23 protein-coding genes are annotated in these 19,316 nt (G+C 64.9%); 9 read left to right on the forward strand and 14 right to left on the reverse strand.

Annotated features, from left to right (window positions below; genetic code table 11):
• Positions 1-198 precede the first annotated feature (198 nt).
• Positions 199-1,239, forward strand: a complete 1,041-nt coding sequence (locus tag AC3WLX_RS20345; protein ID WP_492337336.1) for a Tim44 domain-containing protein — start codon at positions 199-201, stop codon at positions 1,237-1,239.
• 162 nt (positions 1,240-1,401) lie between these two features.
• Entirely contained in the window at positions 1,402-2,106 is a 705-nt protein-coding gene (locus AC3WLX_RS20350) for a glutathione S-transferase (RefSeq protein WP_492337337.1), read from the forward strand.
• 102 nt (positions 2,107-2,208) lie between these two features.
• Here the strand turns inward: AC3WLX_RS20350 and AC3WLX_RS20355 are convergent, their stop codons facing one another.
• Together AC3WLX_RS20355 and AC3WLX_RS20360 are read right to left on the reverse strand one after the other, a co-directional pair.
• Complete coding sequence (locus AC3WLX_RS20355) at positions 2,209-2,382, reverse strand: hypothetical protein (RefSeq protein WP_492337338.1); 174 nt, start codon at positions 2,380-2,382, stop codon at positions 2,209-2,211.
• A gap of 339 nt (positions 2,383-2,721) precedes the next feature.
• On the reverse strand, positions 2,722-3,195 hold the full coding sequence (locus AC3WLX_RS20360; RefSeq protein WP_492337339.1) for a hypothetical protein: 474 nt from the start codon (positions 3,193-3,195) through the stop codon (positions 2,722-2,724).
• Positions 3,196-3,404: 209 nt separating this feature from the next.
• On the opposite strand from AC3WLX_RS20360, the gene AC3WLX_RS20365 reads away from it, so the two are divergent.
• On the forward strand, positions 3,405-5,060 hold the full coding sequence (locus AC3WLX_RS20365) for a fumarate hydratase (protein WP_492337340.1): 1,656 nt from the start codon (positions 3,405-3,407) through the stop codon (positions 5,058-5,060).
• A 108-nt stretch (positions 5,061-5,168) separates the two neighbouring features.
• On the opposite strand, the gene AC3WLX_RS20370 is transcribed toward AC3WLX_RS20365, so the two are convergent.
• The 5 genes from AC3WLX_RS20370 to AC3WLX_RS20390 all read right to left on the reverse strand — a co-directional run bounded on the left by AC3WLX_RS20370 (position 5,169) and on the right by AC3WLX_RS20390 (position 8,985).
• Complete coding sequence (locus AC3WLX_RS20370) at positions 5,169-6,083, reverse strand: SH3 domain-containing protein (protein WP_492337341.1); 915 nt, start codon at positions 6,081-6,083, stop codon at positions 5,169-5,171.
• A gap of 17 nt (positions 6,084-6,100) precedes the next feature.
• Entirely contained in the window at positions 6,101-6,397 is a 297-nt protein-coding gene (locus AC3WLX_RS20375) for a hypothetical protein (protein ID WP_492337342.1), read from the reverse strand.
• Positions 6,398-6,503: 106 nt separating this feature from the next.
• Positions 6,504-7,058, reverse strand: a complete 555-nt coding sequence (locus AC3WLX_RS20380; RefSeq protein WP_291627371.1) for an inner membrane-spanning protein YciB — start codon at positions 7,056-7,058, stop codon at positions 6,504-6,506.
• Between the two features lie 225 nt (positions 7,059-7,283).
• Positions 7,284-7,550, reverse strand: a complete 267-nt coding sequence (locus AC3WLX_RS20385; RefSeq protein ID WP_492337343.1) for a hypothetical protein — start codon at positions 7,548-7,550, stop codon at positions 7,284-7,286.
• A 37-nt stretch (positions 7,551-7,587) separates the two neighbouring features.
• Positions 7,588-8,985 carry a carotenoid oxygenase family protein gene (locus tag AC3WLX_RS20390; RefSeq protein ID WP_492337344.1) on the reverse strand — a complete coding sequence of 466 codons (1,398 nt, stop codon included), beginning with the start codon at positions 8,983-8,985 and terminating at the stop codon, positions 7,588-7,590.
• 105 nt (positions 8,986-9,090) lie between these two features.
• Between AC3WLX_RS20390 and AC3WLX_RS20395 the strand changes: the two genes are divergently transcribed.
• Together AC3WLX_RS20395 and AC3WLX_RS20400 are read left to right on the forward strand one after the other, a co-directional pair.
• Positions 9,091-9,819 (forward strand): TetR/AcrR family transcriptional regulator, encoded by a 729-nt coding sequence (locus AC3WLX_RS20395; protein ID WP_291627377.1) that lies wholly within the window; start codon positions 9,091-9,093, stop codon positions 9,817-9,819.
• A gap of 48 nt (positions 9,820-9,867) precedes the next feature.
• Entirely contained in the window at positions 9,868-10,482 is a 615-nt protein-coding gene (locus AC3WLX_RS20400) for a DUF6321 domain-containing protein (protein ID WP_492337345.1), read from the forward strand.
• Here the strand turns inward: AC3WLX_RS20400 and AC3WLX_RS20405 are convergent.
• Complete coding sequence (locus AC3WLX_RS20405) at positions 10,479-11,084, reverse strand: hypothetical protein (protein ID WP_492337346.1); 606 nt, start codon at positions 11,082-11,084, stop codon at positions 10,479-10,481. The two genes, AC3WLX_RS20400 and AC3WLX_RS20405, sit on opposite strands and share 4 nt — an antisense overlap.
• A gap of 160 nt (positions 11,085-11,244) precedes the next feature.
• Here AC3WLX_RS20405 and AC3WLX_RS20410 point away from each other — a divergent pair, with 160 nt between their 5' ends.
• A complete protein-coding gene (locus AC3WLX_RS20410; RefSeq protein WP_291627383.1) occupies positions 11,245-11,817 on the forward strand; it encodes an SET domain-containing protein in 573 nt (190 codons plus the stop codon).
• A 132-nt stretch (positions 11,818-11,949) separates the two neighbouring features.
• Here the strand turns inward: AC3WLX_RS20410 and AC3WLX_RS20415 are convergent, their stop codons facing one another.
• Positions 11,950-12,351, reverse strand: coding sequence for a hypothetical protein (locus AC3WLX_RS20415; RefSeq protein WP_492337347.1), 402 nt, complete (start codon positions 12,349-12,351; stop codon positions 11,950-11,952).
• Positions 12,352-12,389: 38 nt separating this feature from the next.
• Positions 12,390-12,620, reverse strand: a complete 231-nt coding sequence (locus AC3WLX_RS20420) for a hypothetical protein (RefSeq protein ID WP_492337348.1) — start codon at positions 12,618-12,620, stop codon at positions 12,390-12,392.
• A gap of 103 nt (positions 12,621-12,723) precedes the next feature.
• Here AC3WLX_RS20420 and AC3WLX_RS20425 point away from each other — a divergent pair, with 103 nt between their 5' ends.
• Complete coding sequence (locus tag AC3WLX_RS20425) at positions 12,724-13,545, forward strand: helix-turn-helix domain-containing protein (protein ID WP_492337349.1); 822 nt, start codon at positions 12,724-12,726, stop codon at positions 13,543-13,545.
• Positions 13,546-13,615: 70 nt separating this feature from the next.
• The gene (locus AC3WLX_RS20430; protein WP_492337350.1) at positions 13,616-14,281 is read left to right on the forward strand and encodes a DsbA family oxidoreductase; all 666 of its coding nucleotides are present in this window, start codon (positions 13,616-13,618) and stop codon (positions 14,279-14,281) included.
• Between the two features lie 5 nt (positions 14,282-14,286).
• Here AC3WLX_RS20430 and AC3WLX_RS20435 read toward each other — a convergent pair whose 3' ends face one another.
• Both AC3WLX_RS20435 and AC3WLX_RS20440 read right to left on the reverse strand, forming a co-directional pair.
• Complete coding sequence (locus AC3WLX_RS20435; RefSeq protein ID WP_492337351.1) at positions 14,287-15,456, reverse strand: GNAT family N-acetyltransferase; 1,170 nt, start codon at positions 15,454-15,456, stop codon at positions 14,287-14,289.
• A gap of 106 nt (positions 15,457-15,562) precedes the next feature.
• Positions 15,563-16,501, reverse strand: coding sequence for a transglutaminase family protein (locus tag AC3WLX_RS20440; protein WP_492337352.1), 939 nt, complete (start codon positions 16,499-16,501; stop codon positions 15,563-15,565).
• Between the two features lie 180 nt (positions 16,502-16,681).
• Between AC3WLX_RS20440 and AC3WLX_RS20445 the strand changes: the two genes are divergently transcribed.
• On the forward strand, positions 16,682-17,545 hold the full coding sequence (locus AC3WLX_RS20445) for a transglutaminase-like domain-containing protein (protein WP_492337899.1): 864 nt from the start codon (positions 16,682-16,684) through the stop codon (positions 17,543-17,545).
• A gap of 88 nt (positions 17,546-17,633) precedes the next feature.
• Here the strand turns inward: AC3WLX_RS20445 and ccoG are convergent, their stop codons facing one another.
• On the reverse strand, positions 17,634-19,073 hold the full coding sequence (gene ccoG / locus AC3WLX_RS20450; protein WP_492337353.1) for a cytochrome c oxidase accessory protein CcoG: 1,440 nt from the start codon (positions 19,071-19,073) through the stop codon (positions 17,634-17,636).
• A 39-nt stretch (positions 19,074-19,112) separates the two neighbouring features.
• Positions 19,113-19,316 carry a YgaP family membrane protein gene (locus AC3WLX_RS20455; RefSeq protein WP_492337354.1) on the reverse strand — a complete coding sequence of 68 codons (204 nt, stop codon included), beginning with the start codon at positions 19,314-19,316 and terminating at the stop codon, positions 19,113-19,115.

The raw sequence follows: 19,316 nt of genomic DNA on the forward strand, positions 1-19,316 counted from the left end.
CCGCGAAGTCCTCGGGGAAAAGCGGAAATTCCGTCGCAAAACCACCGGTAACGAGCGACCATGGTTCTTTCGCGCACCCTGCCAAGCGCCCGCCAAATATGGGCTTTTGCCACATCCCCGCGACTGAGGGCCGCAGCCACAAGTTCCGAAACCGGCTTCACTTTTCGGGAAGTCTGCCCATCTTAGGGGCACGTCCCCATGCCGGGGATTTGGGAAACGCACATGACTTTCTCGCTTCGCTCCCGCAAATTCTTCAACACGATCGCCGTCGTGCTGGCGCTTGCGCTGCCGACCGCGTTGACGATCTCGTCCGCCGACGCCCGTGCGGGTGGCGGCATGTCGTCCGGTTCGCGCGGTACGCGCTCCTATTCGGCGCCGCCGTCGACCACGACGGCGCCGGGCTCGACCTCGCAGTTCAACCGCACCTACACCCAGCCCGGTGCAGGGATGAACTCGGCGGCTTCCGCGCCTGCGCGCGGCGGCATGTTCGGTCGCGCCGGCGGCTTCATGGGCGGCCTTGCGGCCGGCTTCCTCGGTGCGGGCCTGCTCGGCATGCTGTTCGGCGGCGGCCTGTTCGGCGGCCTCGGCGGCCTGTCCTCGATCCTCGGCCTGATCATCCAGATCGCACTGGTGGTGCTCGTGGTCCGGCTGGCGATGTCCTGGTGGCAGCGCCGGCACGCCCCCCGGGCGGCTTACGCCAATGCTGATGCCGGCGCAGCGCCCGGACCGCAGACGAACCAACGCAGCGGGCTCGCTGGTGGCCTTGGCGGCGGTCTCGGCAGTGGCCTTGGCGGCGGACTTGGCGGTTTCGGCTTCGGCGGTGCCAACAACGCGCCGCTCGAGATCAAGCCTGATGACTACGAGGCGTTCGAGCGTCTGCTCGGCGAAGTCCAGGCGGCCTGGTCGAACGAGGACGTGGCCAAGCTGCACACGCTCGCGACGCCGGAAATGGTCTCCTATTTCGAGCAGGACCTCGCCCAGAACCGCGCCCGCAACGTCGTCAACAAGGTCACCAATGTGAAGCTGTTGCAGGGCGACCTCGCCGAAGCCTGGCGCGAAGGCGAGACCGACTACGCCACGGTGGCGCTGCGCTTCGCGCTCACCGACAAGACGGTCGACCGTAACACCGGCGCCGTCGTCGCCGGCAGCGAGCAGCCGGGCGAGGCGACCGAAGTCTGGACCTTCGCCCGTCGCCCGAACGGCGGCTGGGAATTGTCGGCGATCCAGCAGACCAACTGATCCGCTGTCACCTCAGAAATCAGGGCGTCGTGCTTTCCGCACGGCGCCCTTTTTCTTTGAGCGCAATCCTCACATCAATCGCGGGCAGCGTCGCGCGACACTGATGGAACTTCGCGGTGAGTGATACATTGGTTCCGTCGCCCACGTGCACGGACCCATCCCATGAAATACGAGCTCTACTACTGGCCCGAGATCCAGGGCCGCGGTGAATATGTGCGGCTGGCGCTGGAGGAGGCAGGGGCCGATTACGTCGATGTCGCACGTGGTCCGCGCGGAACGGCCGAGATGATGAAGATGATGGACGCGAAGGGCACGCCGCCCTTTGCGCCGCCGTTCCTGAAAGCAGGCAGGCTGGTCATCGGCCAGACGGCCAACATCCTGCTCTATCTCGGCGCCCGCCATGGGCTTGCGCCAAAGACGGAAGCCGGCAGGCTCTGGGTGCACCAGCTTCAGCTCACCATCACGGACCTCATCGTCGAGATCCACGACACACATCATCCGCTCGGCCCCTCGCTCTATTACGAGGACCAGAAGGCGCCGGCGAAGAAGCGCACGGCCGATTTCTGGGACGAGCGCGTGCCGAAATATCTCGGCTATTTCGAGCGGCTTCTCGCCGATAGCGGCGGCACCTATGTGACGGGTCGCCGCCTGACCTATGTCGACCTCTCGCTGTTCCAGATCGTCGACGGGCTGCGCTATGCCTTCCCGAAGCGCATGAAGGCGTTCGAGGCGGATGTCCCGGGCCTTGTCGGCCTGCACGAGCGCATCGCCGCGCGGCCGAACATCAGGGCCTATCTCGCAAGCGAGCGCCGCATTCCGTTCAACGAGCAGGGCATTTTCCGCCGCTATCGCGAGCTGGATGGTTAGCCGGCCTCGGGCGCGCACGAGATGGGTTCAGCTATCCGGCAAAAATGCGGACGCAGGAAGAGCCCGATCGACCGATCGCGCTTTCAGCCTGGCCGAGCCTGATCAGGCGAGCTGATCGATCCGCGTGCCCTGACCCGGCGGCAGCGGCGCAGGCGGCTGCGGCTTGAAGGTCGGATTCTCGTCCTTTGCCTTGGTCTGATCGTCCTGCGGCTTGACCGTGTCGTAGTTCGGAACCACGACCGCAATCGGCGGGGGCGCAACGGTGGAAACCTTCATTCGCAAACCCTCACATGTGGAAACAATCAAGCCTGCCCTGTGAGGAGCGAAATTTCCTTCAAGCCAATTGTTAAAATGCGAGGGAATTGCTGCGGGGAAGCGACGCGTTCTCGCGCTTCATCCACGCTGGGTGAGGGCAAGACAATCTCTTCTCGTCATTTCGAGCAGCGCTTGCGATGAAGCAAACCGGAGTCTCTCCACGGCGACAGACTGGATTGCTTCCGCCATCGCCAAGGCTTCGGCGGACAAGTCGCTCATGCTTGCAATGACGGAGTGCGTGTGAGCTGCGTCGCGGCACAGCACGGCTGCACCGCGCCGGCAGCAAGAGCGAGGCGCGCCCTATTCGTCCTTGCCGCGCGTGATGGCGATGGAGGATTCCGTCTTGGTGCGCGTGCATTCCATGTTGAGGCGGCGGTAGCGCATGGTGACCTTGTCGCCGCGAAGCAGACCCATCCGCTTCAGGCACCGCGTCGCGCCCGTCGTGGTGTCGTCCTTGGTCACGGTGAAGACGATTGCTGCCATCGAGCCCACCAGCGCGTAAAACTCCGGCTTCGGCTTGCGATCGCCCTTGGCAAAGAGCTCGATCGAATATTTGTCGCCGCGGCAACCGACCGACAGCTCCTTCGCCGCGGGGTGCGTGAGATAGACGACGTTGCGGGCGCGGAAATTCACCTTCAGGCGGTCGATCTGATTCGCCAGCTCCTTGACGCTGTCGTCACAGCGATCGGCGCGCGCAGGCGAGGCGAGGGCCACAAGGCCGATGAAGGCGGCGGCGACCAGGATCGCGCCGCGGACGTTCGAATTCAATGTCATGATGAAAAGCCCCTTGGGGCGCGCATTCAAGCGTCGGCGGGCGCAAATCGCAAGGGTGGGAAGAGGCATTTCCACGAGCCATACCAACGCTTTCCCGATCTCTGGGAAGCCTTTCCCACGCGCACGCTCCCTTTATTTTCCACCCAAAATGGGCTTAGAACGCTTCTACGCCGAGGCCCGCCAGGGCCCAGAACCCCGAGATCCGCTCCATGAACGCTCCTACCGCCTTTCCCGACCAGTCCAAGCCTGTTCCGCCCTACAAGCACACCCCGCTGTTCCCGCTGGGCAAGGACGAGACGCCCTACAAGAAGATTTCGTCCGAGGGCGTCCGGGTCGAGAAGGTGCTCGGCAAGGACATGCTGGTGGTGTCGCGCGAGGCGCTCCGGGCGCTGTCGGAGGCGGCCTTTGGCGACATCAACCATTACCTGCGGCCGGGCCATCTGAAGCAGCTCCGTGCCATTCTGGAGGACGGCGAGGCCAGCCCGAACGACAAGTTCGTCGCGCTGGATTTCCTCAAGAACGCCAACATCGCGGCCGGCGGCGTGCTGCCGATGTGCCAGGACACCGGCACCGCGATCATCATGGGCAAGAAGGGCTGCAACGTCATCACCGACGGCGACGATGAGGCGGCGCTGTCGGAAGGCGCGCGCGATGCCTACCTGCGCCGCAATCTGCGCTACTCGCAGGTCGCGCCGCTCTCGATGTACGAAGAGAAGAACACCGCCAACAACATGCCTGCGCAGTGCGAGATTTACGCCGAGGGTGATGACGCCTACAAGTTCATGTTCATGGCGAAGGGCGGCGGCTCGGCCAACAAGAGCTTCCTGTTCCAAGCCACGCCCTCGGTGCTGACCAAGGACCGGCTGCTCGCGTTCCTGAAGGAGAAGATCCTCACGCTCGGCACCGCGGCTTGCCCGCCCTATCACCTCGCCATCGTGATCGGCGGCACCTCGGCCGAGCTCTGCATGAAGACGGTGAAGCTCGCCTCCGCCCGCTATCTCGATGCGCTGCCGACCCACGGCTCGCCCGACGGCAACGCGTTTCGCGATGTCGAGATGGAGAAAGAGATTCACAAGATGACGCAAAGCCTCGGCGTCGGCGCGCAGTTCGGCGGAAAGTATTTCTGCCACGACGTGCGCGTGATCCGCATGCCGCGCCACGGTGCCTCGCTCCCCATCGGGCTCGGCGTGTCCTGCTCGGCCGACCGCCAGGTGCTCGGCAAGATCACCAAGGACGGCGTCTATCTCGAGGAGCTCGAGCACAACCCCGCGCAATACCTGCCGCAGGTTGAACAGTCGCTCGGCGGCGAAGTCGTCAAGATCGACCTCAACCAGCCGATGAAGGACATCCTGGCAACGTTCTCGCAATATCCGATCAAGACGCGGGTCTCGATGACCGGCACCATGATCGTCGCGCGCGACAGCGCCCATGCCAAGCTGCGCGAGCGGCTGGAGAAGGGCGAGCCGCTGCCGGACTATTTCAAGAACCATCCGGTCTATTACGCAGGCCCCGCCAAGACGCCCGAAGGCTACGCCTCCGGCGCGTTCGGTCCGACCACCGCGGGCCGCATGGATTCCTTCGTCGACCAGTTCCAGGCCGCCGGCGGCTCGATGGTGATGGTGGCGAAGGGCAACCGCGCCCCGGCCGTGCGCGAGGCCTGCAAGAAGTACGGCGGCTTCTATCTCGGCTCGATCGGCGGTGCCGCGGCGAACCTCGCCGAGCACTGCATCAAGAAGGTCGAGGTGCTCGAATATCCCGAGCTCGGCATGGAAGCGATCTGGCGCATCGAGGTCGTCGACTTCCCCGCCTTCATCATCATCGACGACAAAGGCAACGACTTCTTCAAGGAGTTGAATCTCGGCTGAGGCCGTCGTGGCCGGGCTTGACCCGGCCATCCATCGCTCGTCAGAAGATGGATACGCGGGTCAAGCCCGCGTATGACGATTTGAGCGCGCGCGAGGTCGCGATGCCCGTCAGCTGCAATTCGTGACCTGGTTCGAGCACAGCGCGCGCCACCAGCCGCGCATGCCGTCGTGGCTCTCGACGAGGCCCCAATATCCACTGCAGGCAAAGAGCCGCTTGGGGCCGCCGTCGGTGTCGAGCGCTCCGCCGAGCTCGCGCTGGGCCGGCATCCATTTGGCGTCGACGAAGGGCGCCTGGAACAGGCCGCCCATGCGCGTGCCGCCATTGGCATAGGCCGCGCCGACCTTGTTGGACGCGACCCAGCCGCGTCCTGCATAGGGTTTTGGCGCATTACGCGGATATCGCTTCTCGTCCTCGTAGTCCTTGCCCGGCGGTCTCGCGCCTTCGATCAGGAACCAACCATCCTTGAAGCCGATGATGCGGAATTCGGTGAGCCAGCCGCCGTCGGGCGTGTTCTCGGCCCCGCCGAGCTTCAGCCGGTATGGCGGCGGCAGCGTGCCGAGCACGCGCGCCTTGACCGACGGCTCGGCGCGCACGTTGAGGCCGTTCGGGTCCTTGTCGATGGACCAGGCGCCGAGACTGCAGGGCTCGGTACCATCAGGCAGCGACGGGCGTTTTCCGGCGAGCTCGGTGTGGAGCTTGGCGAAGTCGCTGTCACCGTCATCGGGATCGTTGCGCGGCTTGATCTCGGCCGACACCGCGCGCGTCGCGTCCGGCGTCAGCGTGACGACGAGGGCCTGACGCGCAGCGTACACGCTCGCCGGAGTCTTCGGATCGTTCGATGGCGCGGGATTAATGGCGAGATAGCCGGTCGAGCCGTCGGTGCGGTAGGCGAGGCCGGCGACATAGCCTGCCGGCACCAAGGCGAGCGCGCTTGCGCGCCACGCCGGTTCGGTGTCGTCCGCACGCGCCGCCTGTGTCGCGACGGACAGGATCGCCGCCGCGATCAGGAGGAGCGCGCGCATCGGTGCCGCGCGCGGCCTTACGCGCGGGCGCCCGTGAACGGGAAGCTGCCCATCGGGCCGATGCCCATCTCGCCGCTGATGCTGTCGCCCGAGACCGTGCCGGTGAATTCGAGCGTGAGCGGCATCGGCTTGTCGATCGAGACCTTCCAGGAGACGTTGTCGCCGGAGACGGTGCCGTCGAAGATCTCTGCGGTATTGCCTTCCGCGCCCTGCGTGCCCGTGAGCGTGCTCCCTGCGGCCTTCAGGCTCAGCGTCGCCTGGCGCTCACCCATCGGGGTCGTCATCGTCAGATTCCAGTTGCCGTCTACGGCCATTCCCGTCTCCCGAGCAGATTTCCGGCGGCCCGCGACGATCCGCGGCCGTCCCTAGCCGAGCCTATAGCGCAACTCGCATGTCCTGCCTAACCCTCCGGTAGGGCATTTAGGCGCGGGCAGCGGCACGTCGGCGGTTGGTCACGATCAGTCGCAGAACGAAGTACTGCACGGCGAAGGCCAGGATCTTGGCGCCGCCTGCGACCACCATCAGATAGAACGCCCACAGCTTCAGATCGCCGGTGGAGGCGACCACGAGCATGCCGGCGCCGATCACGAACATCAGCGCCGCCCAGGCATAGCCCGCAACGGTGACATATTCCGGAACGGTCTCGGCGATGACGGGCGGCATGTAGCGCAGCATCCAGCCGCGCTTGAGCATGATCGCACCGATCGCGAAATGCGCGATCGAGGGCTTTGCCAGCATGAAGCGCGGATCGTTGGTCAGCAGCGTGATACCGCCGAGCACGATGACCAAGGCGAGGCTCGCATAGGTCATGTAATGGAGCGGCTGTCCCTTGAGGCGCGCATAGATCACCTGCGCGACCGCACCGACAATCGCCACCGCCGTTGCGAGGATCACGTTGTCTGTGACGAGATAGACGGCCAGGAAGATGATAACGGAGAGGAGGTCGGAGGCGAGGCGGGCGAATACGTCCTTCATCGTCATTCCTGGTTAGCGGTCGTGGGCAAGGCGCAGATCGGCGCACCGTACTTGATCTGGCGATGCCCGGCATATCACTTTGTGAAGACAACGGCGCTGGTGCGAGATGGCACAGGCGTCCCCAAAAGCGGCCGAACGCTGGGTTCAGACCCTGCAGCAGGGGATTTGGGCCACAACAAGCAGAGCAGGGGTGGTCAAGACAGGGAGCCCCGGGTCAACCTTCTCTTACAAGGTCAAGACGACGAAAGCGACCTCCAGGAAACGAAGAACTGCAACGGTTTGGTCCAATGCCATCTCGACCATTTCGTCCCAGGTCAGGAGTGGCATCGCGGCGGCGATTAACAGACCAAGACTGAGCAAGATACCGCCGTTGAAGACGGTATGGCGGCTCCGCCGCAGCCGGATCATCTGAAATGCGCCCGCAGCCCCGGACAGGGCGAGGAGCGCGAGGCAGCCCACGGTGGCCGGGGAGGTGATCGGGGAGATGAACATGGGAGATCTCTTTGCATTCGCGATGTCGTTCCGCCGGCTACGCCGCCCCGACCCAATTGCCGTGGAATCCGTCGGGCACGCGGTGCCCGAGCTGCACCAATGCGGCGGGCCCGTCCTCGATGTCGGTGGCATTGAACACAGCGAGGTCGCTGCGATTCTCCCGTGCGCGCCAGACCACCGCGAGCAGCCAGCCCTCGCCCTCGGCCGCATCCTTGGAGCGCTCGACGAACACGGGTTCGGAGATGGTGTCGCCGGCCGGCAGCAGGTATTGGCCGAGCCGTCTGCCGTTGCCGTCGACATGGACGATGCCGGCGAGCGCGCCGAACATCGGCAGCCTCGGATTGGCGCAGGCGTACCATCCATGACGGCTCTTCAGGCCGGCGCGACGATCGTCGATGCGCGGAAATTCGCCGGTGAGATCGTCGAGATAAGTCTGCTGGAAGCGGTCGGTGTTGCCCGAGAGATCGAACGTCCAGCGGCAGAGCCGGGCGCGCGACTTTTCCGGATCGGTCGGCCGGCCATCGGGATGCGGAAACAACGGCGCCTCTTCGAACTGCATGACGTCCGCGACGATGCGGTGATCGTGCTCCCATGCATTCATGACGTGGAAGACATAGCAGGCCTCGGCACGGAACCAGACGATGTCCTTTGCGGTCCCGCTGCGCTTCATCACGCCGACATAGGCGCCCTTGTCCGGCTCCCAGGCATAGGGCGGCCGTCCGCTCATCGCGCGTTCCATGCTGCCGGTGATCGGCAGGATCGGAAACAGCACATGGTTTTCGGTGACGATGAAATCGTGCACCATGCTGGCATAGGGCGCCTCGAAGCGCTCGAAGCGCGTCGCCTTGCCTGATGCGTCGATGGATCCGTAGGAGAGGGCGGGCGTCAGCGGGCCCGCCGCGTTGTAGCCGAAGAACACCAATTCGCCGGTGACGGGGTCGATCTTCGGATGTGCGGTGAAACTGCCGGCGATGCGGCCCTGGTAATTGTGATAGCCGCGCGTCGCCAGCGTGCCCGGCTCGATCTCGGTCGGCAGGTGCGCTTCTTCCAGCGCGAGCAGCTTGCCGGCGTGGAAGATGATGTTGGTATTGGCGACGCCGCCGTCGGTGAGGTCTTGCGGCGCATCCGGCAGCTTGCGGCCGAAGCCGCCGAACAGCGCGCGGCCGGCGTCGTGTTCGGCAAGCCATTTCGGCGTACGGACCCAGCGGTTGCGGTAGCTGGCGCGGCCGTTCTCGAGATGAAAGGCGTGCAGCATGCCGTCGCCGACGAACCAGTGCGCGCCGGGAGACTCGAATTGCGGATTAGGTCCGTTGCGATAGAGCGTGCCGTTCAGCTCGCGCGGTAATTCGCCGATGATCTTGAGGGAAGGCGCATCGGCCTCGAAAGGAATCGGGCCGAGATTGTTGCGGCGTTCGGTGATGGCCTCGTGCTGCACGGTATAGCCTCCCCATCTTTACATCGTAAAGATCTGATAGCGCCGATCGTCGCTTTGGTCAAGCAAAATCTTTACACTGTCAATATTGCGTCATATAGCTTGTAAATGGCCAAGACCCACACCAAGAGCGAAACCTCGCGAGGCTCACGCCCCCGAAGCACGACGCCGGCTGCTGCACCGCGACCGCCGCGCCGCACGAGAAGTGCGAAGACGGAGACGCCCTACCATCACGGCGCCCTGCGCGAGGCGCTGCTCCAGGCCGCCGAACGCGTGCTGGAGCGAGACGGGCTCGCCGGCCTGACCTTGCGGGCGGTTGCGCGCGAGGCGGGCGTCTCGCATGCCGCGCCCACCCATCATTTCGGCGATCTCACGGGGCTGCTCAGCGAACTCGCCGCCGTCGGATTCCGCCAGTTCAACGCCGCGATGACGTCGGCCTGCGATGCGGCCGCGACGCCGCTCGAGAAGGCATTGGCACGGCCGAAGGCCTATGTCGCCTATGCGCAGGCGCATCCCGGCATGTACGGCATCATGTTTCGCACCGAGCGCCTGGACCATTCCCGGCCGTCGCTGCACGAGGCGGCCGAAGCCTCTTTCGCCGGACTTGCGAATGCGATCGGAGTGATACGGCAGGAGCAGATCAGCGAGGATGCGCTGACCATGAACCAGGGCGCCGTGATTGCGCGCGCCTGGGCCATGGTGCACGGCTTCACCATGCTGCTGCTCGACGGTCGGCTCGAAGACATCCTCGCGCGGCTGCCCGAGGGCACGACGGCGGAGCAGCTGCTCGAGGCGATGCTGACGGTACCGGTCGCGGCGAAGCCGCCCGCTATCTGATCGCCGGGACGACAAGCAACCCTTGCCGTGGTCAGGCGTTGACGCCGCATGGCAAGAACACCGCGCGCTCCCTGGAAACGTTCAAATCCCCGCAAGCGGGCAGGCAAGACCTCCAAGCATCTGAGCCCTGCGCAGAAATCGGCGGCGAAGGCCCGCGCCCGCCGCGCCGGCCGCCGCTATCCCAACCTCGTGGACAACATGCGCATGGCCTCGAAAAAGACCTCCAAGAAAGCCCCGAAGTCGAAAGCGTCAAAGAAAAAATCTGCGAAGAAGACCCGCAAGCGCACTGCAAAGAAGACGGCAAAGTCGTCACGCAAGCGCAGCGCGTCCGCGCGCGAAAAGGATCCGCGCGGCGGCCTGACCGCGGCGGGCCGCAAGGCGTTTGCGCGCAAGCAGGGTGCTCATTTGCGCCCGGGTGTCACCAAGAGCGAGTCGGAGATGACCCCGCAGGAGATGCGGCGGAAGGGCAGCTGGGCCGTGCGCTTCTATGGCCGCGCGAAGCTGCCGCCGCTGGTCGATGCGAAAGGGCAGCCGACCCGCCACGCGCTATCGGCCCATGCTTGGGGCGAGCCTGTTCCAAAGACGGTGGCGGCTGCGCGGCGTATTGCGGCGAAGGGCGAGCGGCTCCTGGCACGCTATCGGCGCGCCAAGACGGGAGGCTAGCGCATCGTCGCCAGCTCGACCGCGCGGCCGGGTGCGCCGATGATCTTCACCTGATCCTTGCCGCAGGTGAAGCCGCGGGCGAACTCGTCTGCGGCCTTGCGGGCGATCTCATTGGCGGTGGGGTTGGCGATTGCGTCGACATAGGCGACATGGCAGACCGGGCCGGGCGGAAGCCGGGTCACCACGAGCATGGCCTTGGTGCTCGGCCGCCCCTGCCTGTCGGGATCGGAATTGTCGGCGATATGCCAGCGCTGGATCATCGCAAACGGCCTTGCACCGGCATTGCGCCATTCGATGGTGGTTTGCGATGAATTGAACGGCGCGAACCAGACATTGGCGGCCGGTTCCTCGGCCGCCTGCTTGCGATTGCGGCCGACGGAGACGACTTCGCGCAGATCATCCTCGGCGATCAGCACCACGAGCCCACCCTTGCCGGGGCAGACCCGCGTGGTGCTGCCGTCGAGGTCGCTGGGCTTGCCGATTTGGCGGCAATCCTTCGGCGCCGTCGAGCTGTAGCTGCTGCCCACGGATTGGGCGTTGGCGCTGTTCAGGCCGAGGCAGGTCATCAAGACGGCCAAGCCTGTTGCAGTGATCCGGTTCATGTGAGGCTTCAATGGTGTGGGAACTCCGTCCCCATCAGACGTCTTGATTGTGGGCAAGGTTCAAACGGCGGCTGGATAGTCCTGACACCGGCGCGGAATCGTTCTAGAAGAGCGGCTTCGCCTCAAGCTCATCCAGCTCGTCGTCCTCAACCTCTCGATCATGCCAGCCATCTCAAACAAACCCTATCGCGTCGGCCGCTCCAAGACCGGGCTTGGCCTCTTCGCCACCAAGCCGATCAAGAAGGGGACCCGGATCATCCGCTATTTCGGGCCGATCCTGGATTCCAAGATCCCCGAGCAGGACGAGATCGAGAACAAATATCTGTTCGAGCTCAACGGGCGCTGGACCATCGACGGTTCGGTGCGCAAGAACCTCGCCCGCTACATCAACCATTCCTGCCGGCCGAACGCCGAATCCGACGTCCGCCCGCGCGAGCGCAAAGTCTACATCCGCGCCATCAGGAACATCGAGCCGGGTGACGAGATCAATTACGATTACGGCACCGACTATTTCAAAGCTTACTTGAAGCCGATCGGCTGCAAGTGCGATTCCTGCGAGAAGAAGCGCAAGAAGCAGCGCGCCGAAGCGCGGGCGGAAGCCGCCAAGGTCAAGGCGCGCGCCGAGCGCAAGGCGCAGAAGGCGGGCGCCAAGAGTTCGAAGACCAAGGCCGCCAAAAAGAAGAAACTCAACGGCCACGCCGTCGGCAAGCCCAACGGTCGCGCGCGGGCCTAGCCGCGGAATTCAAGAAAGTCATTCCGGCGCGATGCGCAGCATCGAACTCAGGAGCGCTCCTGCGCGCCTGAGAATCTCGAGATTCCGGGTCTGGTGCTCACGCACCAGCCCGGAATGACTGGGATCGACCTGTCACGCCGCCGCCACGGCGCGCCCGCTCTTCTTCAATCCCACATATTGCAGCTCGGCGAACACGCCGGTGGCGATCGCCTGTGCGACGACCATGAGCATGCCGGCGAGGTTCGGCGACACCGCGCCGGAGAGCAGCAGCGCGATGCTGCCGACGGTCCAGGCCGCATTGCCGACCACGACCAGCAGGACGAGCGGTTTCGCCAGAGTGGCACGGGAGGCAAGCCAGCCGACCAACGCGGTGTAGGCGATCAGGAACAGGCCGGCTTCGAGCAGTAATGCTTCGGGCAGATTGAACAGTGTCGCGAACGCGCCTGCACCAAAGGTAAAGCCGAGCGCGGCAACGCCGCTGAAGACGGCGTCGGCGAAGAGGGCGCGGCGCAGGAAGGTGGATGCATCGATCATCAGGGGTCTCCATGGTTGGGGTGGGCTCGGGGTGGAACTCAATGCCGACCGCGCCACCGGGCGCGCAGCAGGCGGGCGAGGCGGAACGGGGAGAGGCTTCTCCCGACGCTGTGCTCGAAGGCGGTAACCTGCGCGACGACATAGTCGCCGGTGGAATGCAGCAGCGGCTCCGGCATGTTGAGGCTGCGCGCCAGCATCCGGGTTGCGAACGCCATGACCCAGGGCAAAACGTGGTCTGCGAGGGTCCGATAGAGCAACAGCGCGAACATGGTCATCTCTCCTGTTGCGACCGAAGATGCTCGCCTCTGCGTCCGAATTCGATTACCTCGCCGGTAATGGAAGCGCGGAATTCCGCATGGTAGGTTTCCGGCCATGAACGCACATGCCTCCACCGCACGGACCGAACGCAGCCAGCCGCTCCATGTCGGCGATCATTTGCGCGAATGGCGGCAGCGCCGCCGCATGAGCCAGCTCGATCTCGCCGGCGAAGCCGAGATCTCGGCGCGGCATTTGAGCTTCGTCGAGACCGGCCGCGCTGCGCCTTCGCGCGACATGGTGTTGAGACTGGCCGAACGGCTCGACGTCCCCCTGCGCGAACGCAACGTGCTGCTGGTCGCGGCCGGTTTCGCGCCGGCCTTTCCGCAGCGCCCGCTGGAGGATCCCGCCTTGAAATCAGCCCGCCAGGCGATCGACCTTGTCCTGAAAGCGCATGAGCCCAACCCTGCGCTTGCGGTGGACAGGCACTGGAATCTGGTCTCCGCCAACCGCATGGTGGCGCCGCTGCTCGACGGCATTCCGCAGCATCTGCTCGGCCAGCCTCTCAACGTGCTGCGGCTCGCCTTCCATCCCGAGGCGCTGGCGCCGCGCACGGTCAATCTCGCCGAATGGTGCGGGCACCTGCTGGAGCGGTTGCACCGGCAATGCGAGGCGACGGCCGATCCTGAATTGATCAGGCTCTACAACGACCTGAAGAGCTATCCGCTCCCGGCGCGCTCGGCGCCGCTGTCAGCCGACAATGTCGCCATTCCCTTCAAGCTCCGGCAGGGCGGAGAGATCCTCAGCTTCTTCTCCACCACCATGGTGTTCGGCACGCCCGTCGACATCACGCTGTCGGAGCTGGCACTCGAGACGTTCTTCCCGGCGGACGAACGCACCGCCGAGCGGCTGAAGCAGATGGCGGCAGCCATGAAGTAGCGCTCTTGCCTCGGGGCGGGTTCTGCTTATCTTTGGGCGAACCCGTGACCTGCCCGAAGGAGGCGCTGACATGAGCACGCTGAAACCGCTCCAGATCGACGTCGTCTCCGACGTGGTGTGCCCGTGGTGCTATATCGGCAAGCACCGGATCGAGAGCGCGCTGGCGCTGGTGCCCGACGTTCCCGTCAAGCTCAACTTCCGTCCCTTCTTCCTCAATCCCTGGGTGCCGCGCGAGGGCATCAGCCGTGACGATTATCTCACCCAGAAGTTCGGCTCGGTCGAAGCCTACAAGGGCATTGCGGGGCGCGTCGTTGCCGCAGCGAGCGAAGAAGGTCTCGTCTACAAGCCGGAGCTCGTGGCGCGCCAGCCCAACACAACCGACTGCCACCGCCTCATCCTCTGGGCGGAGGCGATCGGCAAGGCGCCCGAGATGAAGCAGCGCCTGATGGAGCTGTATTTCCGGGATGGTGGCGACCTCACCGACGTCAACGTGCTGGTGCAGGCGGCCGCTGATGTCGGCCTCGATGCAGAGGACGTGCGCAAGCGCCTCGCCACCGACGAGGACGTCGCGCGCGTCTCGGCCGACGCGCAGGAGGCGGCAGAGAAAGGCATCTCCGGCGTGCCGACCTACGTCTTCGCGCAGAAATACGCCGTCTCCGGCGCACAGGATCCCAACTTGCTCGCCCGCGCCATCCGCCAGGTCTCGGCGGAGATCAACGCGCAGGCCGCAGAATAGCTGGTCTATCTGCGGAGCAGATGGACCGCGCGCCGCGCCGCCTCGTAGGCGGCGCCGTGGGCTGCAACCGCGGCGTGAATGAGCGCCACTATGGGATCGTGCCGCCGCAGCGGGATCAGGACGTCACCGACGGCAAAACGCCCGCGCCAGATCGGATTGATCATGGGATGGTCGGCGCTCGCGGTGGAGTCCGCGCTGGCGATGGCGGGATCGGCGCAGAGATGCCGGGTGAGGTCGAGCGTGAGCTGCACGCCCGGCGAATATTTGGCATAGCGCTCGTCGATGCCGAGCTTGAAGAAGAAGGCGCGATTCTGGTGGCGCAGCACGATGCCGGCGGCGACCGGCGTCGCGCCGGCGCGCAGCGTGACGATTTCGCATTGTGCGGTCTCCGCCAGCGCGGGGACGGCGCGGCGGATGAAGGTCGCATCTCCCGCATGCTGGACCAGCGCGGTGCCGCGCTTGCCCTTCCAGCCGCCGGCTTCGAGCTGCAGGAATGTCTCGAGCGCCGGCTTGATGTCGTCTATCCGGCGCGCAACGTCGAACGTCACGGGACCGTGCTCTTCGAGGCGGTGGCGTTGACGGCGCAGCTCCTTGAGCTTCTTCGTGCCGAGCGCCTCGCGCAGCAGCGTCTCACCATCCTGTGTCGCATCGAGGCTGGCGCGGATGTAGGAGGAGAGGACACGCGGCCGCAGGCCGTCGCGATCCAGGACCTGCTTCAGCGAACTCATCGCCGCGCCGTCGAGCGCGACGTCGGTCAGCACCAGCGCGTGCGCACCGGCCTCGCGGGCCTCCCGAAACAGCCGCGTGGCGGCCTCGATCGGCGCGTCGCCGTCGAGCAGCGGGCTGCACAGCGTGCCGTAGGGATGCGCACTCACCAACGCGGGCAGGGGAATCTTCAGGGCGCGCCAGAGCGAGATGACCGGCATCAGTCCGATCAGCCGCGTCGACGATCCATCGAATGCCGGCAGTGCCGCGGCATTGCTACGGCCGCGCGCGCTCGCACTGACAGCCAGCTCCCAGGCGGGCAGGTAATATCCGTTCGGCTCGATCGCGCGCTGCGCGAGTGCGCGCCACTGACCGGGGTCGATCGCCGTGAGCGGAACGAGCGCGCGCGCGGCGCCGGCATCCCTCATCGGTGCCGGATTGACCGCTGTCTGATGCGCGATGTCGACCACGTCCGTCGTCCCCGTCTACGCGGGCCAAGCCCGTCCCAGGAGATCGTCCTTACCGCAAAGATCGGAAAAATAGCGTTGGGCCACGGAATCAATTCGAGCTGTCCCGTTAACGTCCCGTTGAGGATACCGCAGCCCGATCCGGCGTCGCCGTGCCTGTCTCCTCTGACTCCGGCCCGCTCTCCGTCTTCACGTTGACCGCGACCTCCATTCCGAGCTCGTCGCCCGCCTCCCCCCAGTAGGACCCCGAAAGCGGGATCGCCTGCGCCGGCGTGCGGGCAACTCCGACCCTGATCAGGTCGCGGTTTCCGACAATCCCGTTGGTCGGATCGAACTCGACCCAGCCCGAACCCGGCACATAGATCGAGCACCATGCGTGGGTCGAGCCTCCGCCCAGCCTTGCCGGGCCGTCGCGGTCGGGCACGTAGACGTAACCGGTGATGAAGCGGGCGGCAAAACCGAGCGATCGGGCGGCCTCCATCATCAGCAGGGCAAAATCGCGACAGGTTCCCTGCTGCAGCTCGAGCGTTTCGGCGGGCGTTTGCGTGCCGTGCGATGTTCTCCTCCGATAGGAGAAGCCTTCGGCAATCGCTTCGTTGAGCGTCATCAGCAGTTGGCCCGTCGGCCGGCTCGACGAGGGCGCAATGAATTTCGACAACCAGTCGTCGACGGCGACGTCGCCGGGATGATGCCGGAGCATGTACGGTGCAAGATCCGGCAACTCGGTCTCGTCATAGGCGAACGGATGCTCGCGGGCGTATGGCTCGATCCGGAAATCCGGCGCGTTCTCGGGTGTATGCTCCAGCCGGATCGTGGTCTCGAATTCCAGCACGTCGGTCGGGGCCGCAAAATCGACGAGGGTTATGCAATTGCCGAACACATCGTGGATCCAGCGGATTTCCGACGGTTCAGGGCGCACCGCGAGCCGGCATGCGAGCAGACGCTGATCGAAGCTGTCGCGCGGACGAAACAGCAATTGGTGCTGTCCGAGTCTGACGGGCTGTCGGTAGCGGTAGGTCGTGCTGTGGTGGACGGAATAGAGGGGCATCTGTTGTACTCAGGCTCGCACCATATGAGCCTGCTTCTGTATCGGTTCCAAGAGCCCAATTGTGCGTGCACACCGAACAAGTGCCTTGCATTTCAGCAGGTTCGCGGTAGCGCACGCGGAACCAATGACCCCAGCTGGGCTTGTCGATCAACATCAATGGCGATGCGAGAGGACAAGATCTTGAGGATCCGGGCAGGCTACGACATTGCGTTCAACTGTTTTCAGGACGTGCCGATGGTGCTGATGCTGACCGTTCATCCGTCAAGGCAGGGAGACCTTCTGACCGACCATGCCATCCGGGTGTCGCCCAACGTTGCGCTCAGGGACTACAAGGATGGGTTCGGCAATGTCTGCACGCGGCTTGTCGCTCCTGTCGGTCAAATCAATATTCAGAACGAGTTCATCATCGAGGATAGCGGGTTGCCCGACGAGGTTGCGCCTCATGCCGAACAGATCCCGTTGGACCGGCTTCCCGACGAGGCGCTGGTGTATCTGCTGGGCAGTCGCTATTGCGACACCCAGCGCCTGACGGATCTGGCCTGGTCGACGTTCGGCGGCATCAGCGGCGGCTGGCGGCGCGTCCAGGCGATCTGCGACTATGTTCACAGCCATATCAAGTTTGGATATCAATTCGCGCGAAGCGACCGCACGGCTTCCGAAGGCCACCAGGAGCGGATCGGAGTTTGCAGGGACTTCGCGCACCTGGCCGTCACCTTGTGCCGCTGCATGAACATCCCGGCCCGCTACTGCACCGGTTACCTCGGCGATATCGGCGTGCCGCCGGATCCGGCGCCGATGGATTTCAGCGCCTGGTTCGAAGCCTATATCGGCGGACGCTGGTACACGTTTGATGCGCGGCACAATCATCCCCGCATCGGCCGCGTTGTGATCGCACGCGGCAGGGATGCAGCCGACGTCGCTATTTCGACCGCTTTTGGCCAGGCGGAACTCGTGCGATTCAAGGTGATCACGAACGAGGTACGGGACTGCGATGCCATTCCGACCCGGCCTGCAATGACGCGGGAGCAGCGGCTGTTCGCTTGAGTTGGCGGACGGTGGGCGCCTCCAGTTCCGGTCGTGAGCGGCTACACCGTCCATTCCTCTTCTGTGCCGGCGATGTCTTACCGGGTGGCTATTGGTCACCCGGGACGAAATGGTCGCGGGCAGCCGCGCGCTCGCCGCTGGCCATGTCGGTGATGGCGATATCGACGTCGCGTGAAGTCCTCGGCAGATCGGCCGGGCCGACCTGCACCGACAGCCGGACTTCGCTGGTCTGATCCTGCCCAACCTCGACCACGGGCTTGCCGTCGAAGCTCGATGCGATGCCCGCAACGCGAAGCGTTGCGCCGGGCAGGCCCGAGACTTCGATCGCGAACGATCGTTGCGGGCCCTTGTTGAGGATGCGGACGGTGTAGTCGTTGCGCACACCGCCGTCCGAAAGCTGGACGAAGAGGGGGTTGCGGTCGTGCAGCACGTTGACGTCCATCGTCGCGCGGGTGGCGAGCGTGTAGAGCATGATGCTCCCGACGATCGCGATCGCGGCCGCGTAGATAAGGGTGCGCGGGCGGATGATGCGGTAGATCGGAGCCTTGCCTTCGCGCCGGCGCTGCATGTTGATGTCGGTGTCGTAGCCGATCAGGCCTTGCGGCCGGCCGATCTCGCGCATCACGTTGTCGCAGGCGTCGATGCACAGGCCGCACTGGATGCAGCCGAGCTGGATGCCATGGCGAATGTCGACGCCGGTCGGACAGACGTTGATGCACTGATGGCAGTCGACGCAATCGCCGGCGGGATTGCCCTGTGCGCGGGCAGCATCCGCCTTCTTCACCGACATGCGCGGCTCGCCGCGGTCGCGGCGATAGGTGACGTTGAGCGCCCATTCGTCGGTCAGCGCCGCCTGGATCCGCGGCCACGGACACATGTAGATGCACATCTGCTCGCGGGCGTGGCCGGCGAACACGTAGGTCGTCGCGGTGAGAATGCCGATCCAGAGATACGCGATGAAGGGCGCCTGGAAGGTCGCAAGCTCCTTCACGAGCGTCGGCGCATCTGCGAAATAGAGCACCCAGGCGCCGCCGGTCCACCATGCGATCATGATCCAGAGGAAGTGCTTGAGCGCGACCTTGCGTAGATGGGTGAGGGTCCAATAGTGCTTGTCGCCCTGCATGCGCTCGCGCCGGTCGCCTTCGACCCAGCGCTCGACCGCATAGAACAGGTCGGTCCACACGGTCTGCGGACACATGTAGCCGCACCACAGCCGCCCCGCGACCGCGTTCATCAGGAAGAGCGTCATGGCCGCGAGGATGAGGAGGCCGGTGAAATAGTAGACCTCCTGCGGCCACAGCTCGATGAAGAAGAAATAGAAGCGCCGATGCGGGAGGTCGATCAACACGGCCTGGTCGGGCAGGCCGGGTCCGCGGTTCCAGCGCACGAACGGCAAGAGATAGTAGACCCCGAGCGTAACGCAAAGGATCGCCCATTTGATGCGGCGGAAAGTGCCGTGTACCGATTGCGGATAGACCTTCCTCCGCTTCTCGTAGAGAGGTCCCTCGATGAAGGTGTCGTCGGTCATGGCAAATTCCCCCGCATAACAGGCTGCATTCAGGCGCGTTCAGGAGAACGCGCAGCCGCTGCCGAGGCCCAACTTCTTGAACACGATCGCGGCGGGGCAGAAGCCGGTGAACGCGGCCTGCAGCATGTTGAGCCCGGCAAAAGCCGTCAGCAGGTACCAGTACGCATTGACGTAAGTGCCGAGGGCGAGACCGAGCAGGACGACGCATCCCGCGAAGGCGAAAACGGCTTTATCGACATTCAT

It is taken from the genome of Bradyrhizobium sp. FW305-F6, assembly GCF_058782905.1.

Excerpts from the sequence above, each read along its gene's own strand:
- AC3WLX_RS20430 (WP_492337350.1), top strand. The coding sequence starts at position 13,616 with ATGAGCACGCTGAAACCGCTCCAGATCGACGTCGTCTCCGACGTGGTG.
- AC3WLX_RS20350 (WP_492337337.1), top strand. The coding sequence starts at position 1,402 with ATGAAATACGAGCTCTACTACTGGCCCGAGATCCAGGGCCGCGGTGAA.
- AC3WLX_RS20415 (WP_492337347.1), bottom strand. The coding sequence starts at position 12,351 with ATGATCGATGCATCCACCTTCCTGCGCCGCGCCCTCTTCGCCGACGCC.
- AC3WLX_RS20440 (WP_492337352.1), bottom strand. The coding sequence starts at position 16,501 with ATGCCCCTCTATTCCGTCCACCACAGCACGACCTACCGCTACCGACAG.
- AC3WLX_RS20360 (WP_492337339.1), bottom strand. The coding sequence starts at position 3,195 with ATGACATTGAATTCGAACGTCCGCGGCGCGATCCTGGTCGCCGCCGCC.
- AC3WLX_RS20420 (WP_492337348.1), bottom strand. The coding sequence starts at position 12,620 with ATGTTCGCGCTGTTGCTCTATCGGACCCTCGCAGACCACGTTTTGCCC.
- AC3WLX_RS20395 (WP_291627377.1), top strand. The coding sequence starts at position 9,091 with ATGGCCAAGACCCACACCAAGAGCGAAACCTCGCGAGGCTCACGCCCC.
- AC3WLX_RS20405 (WP_492337346.1), bottom strand. The coding sequence starts at position 11,084 with ATGAACCGGATCACTGCAACAGGCTTGGCCGTCTTGATGACCTGCCTC.
- AC3WLX_RS20385 (WP_492337343.1), bottom strand. The coding sequence starts at position 7,550 with ATGTTCATCTCCCCGATCACCTCCCCGGCCACCGTGGGCTGCCTCGCG.
- AC3WLX_RS20375 (WP_492337342.1), bottom strand. The coding sequence starts at position 6,397 with ATGGCCGTAGACGGCAACTGGAATCTGACGATGACGACCCCGATGGGT.
- AC3WLX_RS20345 (WP_492337336.1), top strand. The coding sequence starts at position 199 with ATGCCGGGGATTTGGGAAACGCACATGACTTTCTCGCTTCGCTCCCGC.
- AC3WLX_RS20455 (WP_492337354.1), bottom strand. The coding sequence starts at position 19,316 with ATGAATGTCGATAAAGCCGTTTTCGCCTTCGCGGGATGCGTCGTCCTG.
- AC3WLX_RS20380 (WP_291627371.1), bottom strand. The coding sequence starts at position 7,058 with ATGAAGGACGTATTCGCCCGCCTCGCCTCCGACCTCCTCTCCGTTATC.
- AC3WLX_RS20400 (WP_492337345.1), top strand. The coding sequence starts at position 9,868 with ATGGCAAGAACACCGCGCGCTCCCTGGAAACGTTCAAATCCCCGCAAG.
- AC3WLX_RS20425 (WP_492337349.1), top strand. The coding sequence starts at position 12,724 with ATGAACGCACATGCCTCCACCGCACGGACCGAACGCAGCCAGCCGCTC.
- AC3WLX_RS20365 (WP_492337340.1), top strand. The coding sequence starts at position 3,405 with ATGAACGCTCCTACCGCCTTTCCCGACCAGTCCAAGCCTGTTCCGCCC.
- AC3WLX_RS20355 (WP_492337338.1), bottom strand. The coding sequence starts at position 2,382 with ATGAAGGTTTCCACCGTTGCGCCCCCGCCGATTGCGGTCGTGGTTCCG.
- AC3WLX_RS20410 (WP_291627383.1), top strand. The coding sequence starts at position 11,245 with ATGCCAGCCATCTCAAACAAACCCTATCGCGTCGGCCGCTCCAAGACC.
- ccoG (WP_492337353.1), bottom strand. The coding sequence starts at position 19,073 with ATGACCGACGACACCTTCATCGAGGGACCTCTCTACGAGAAGCGGAGG.
- AC3WLX_RS20370 (WP_492337341.1), bottom strand. The coding sequence starts at position 6,083 with ATGCGCGCGCTCCTCCTGATCGCGGCGGCGATCCTGTCCGTCGCGACA.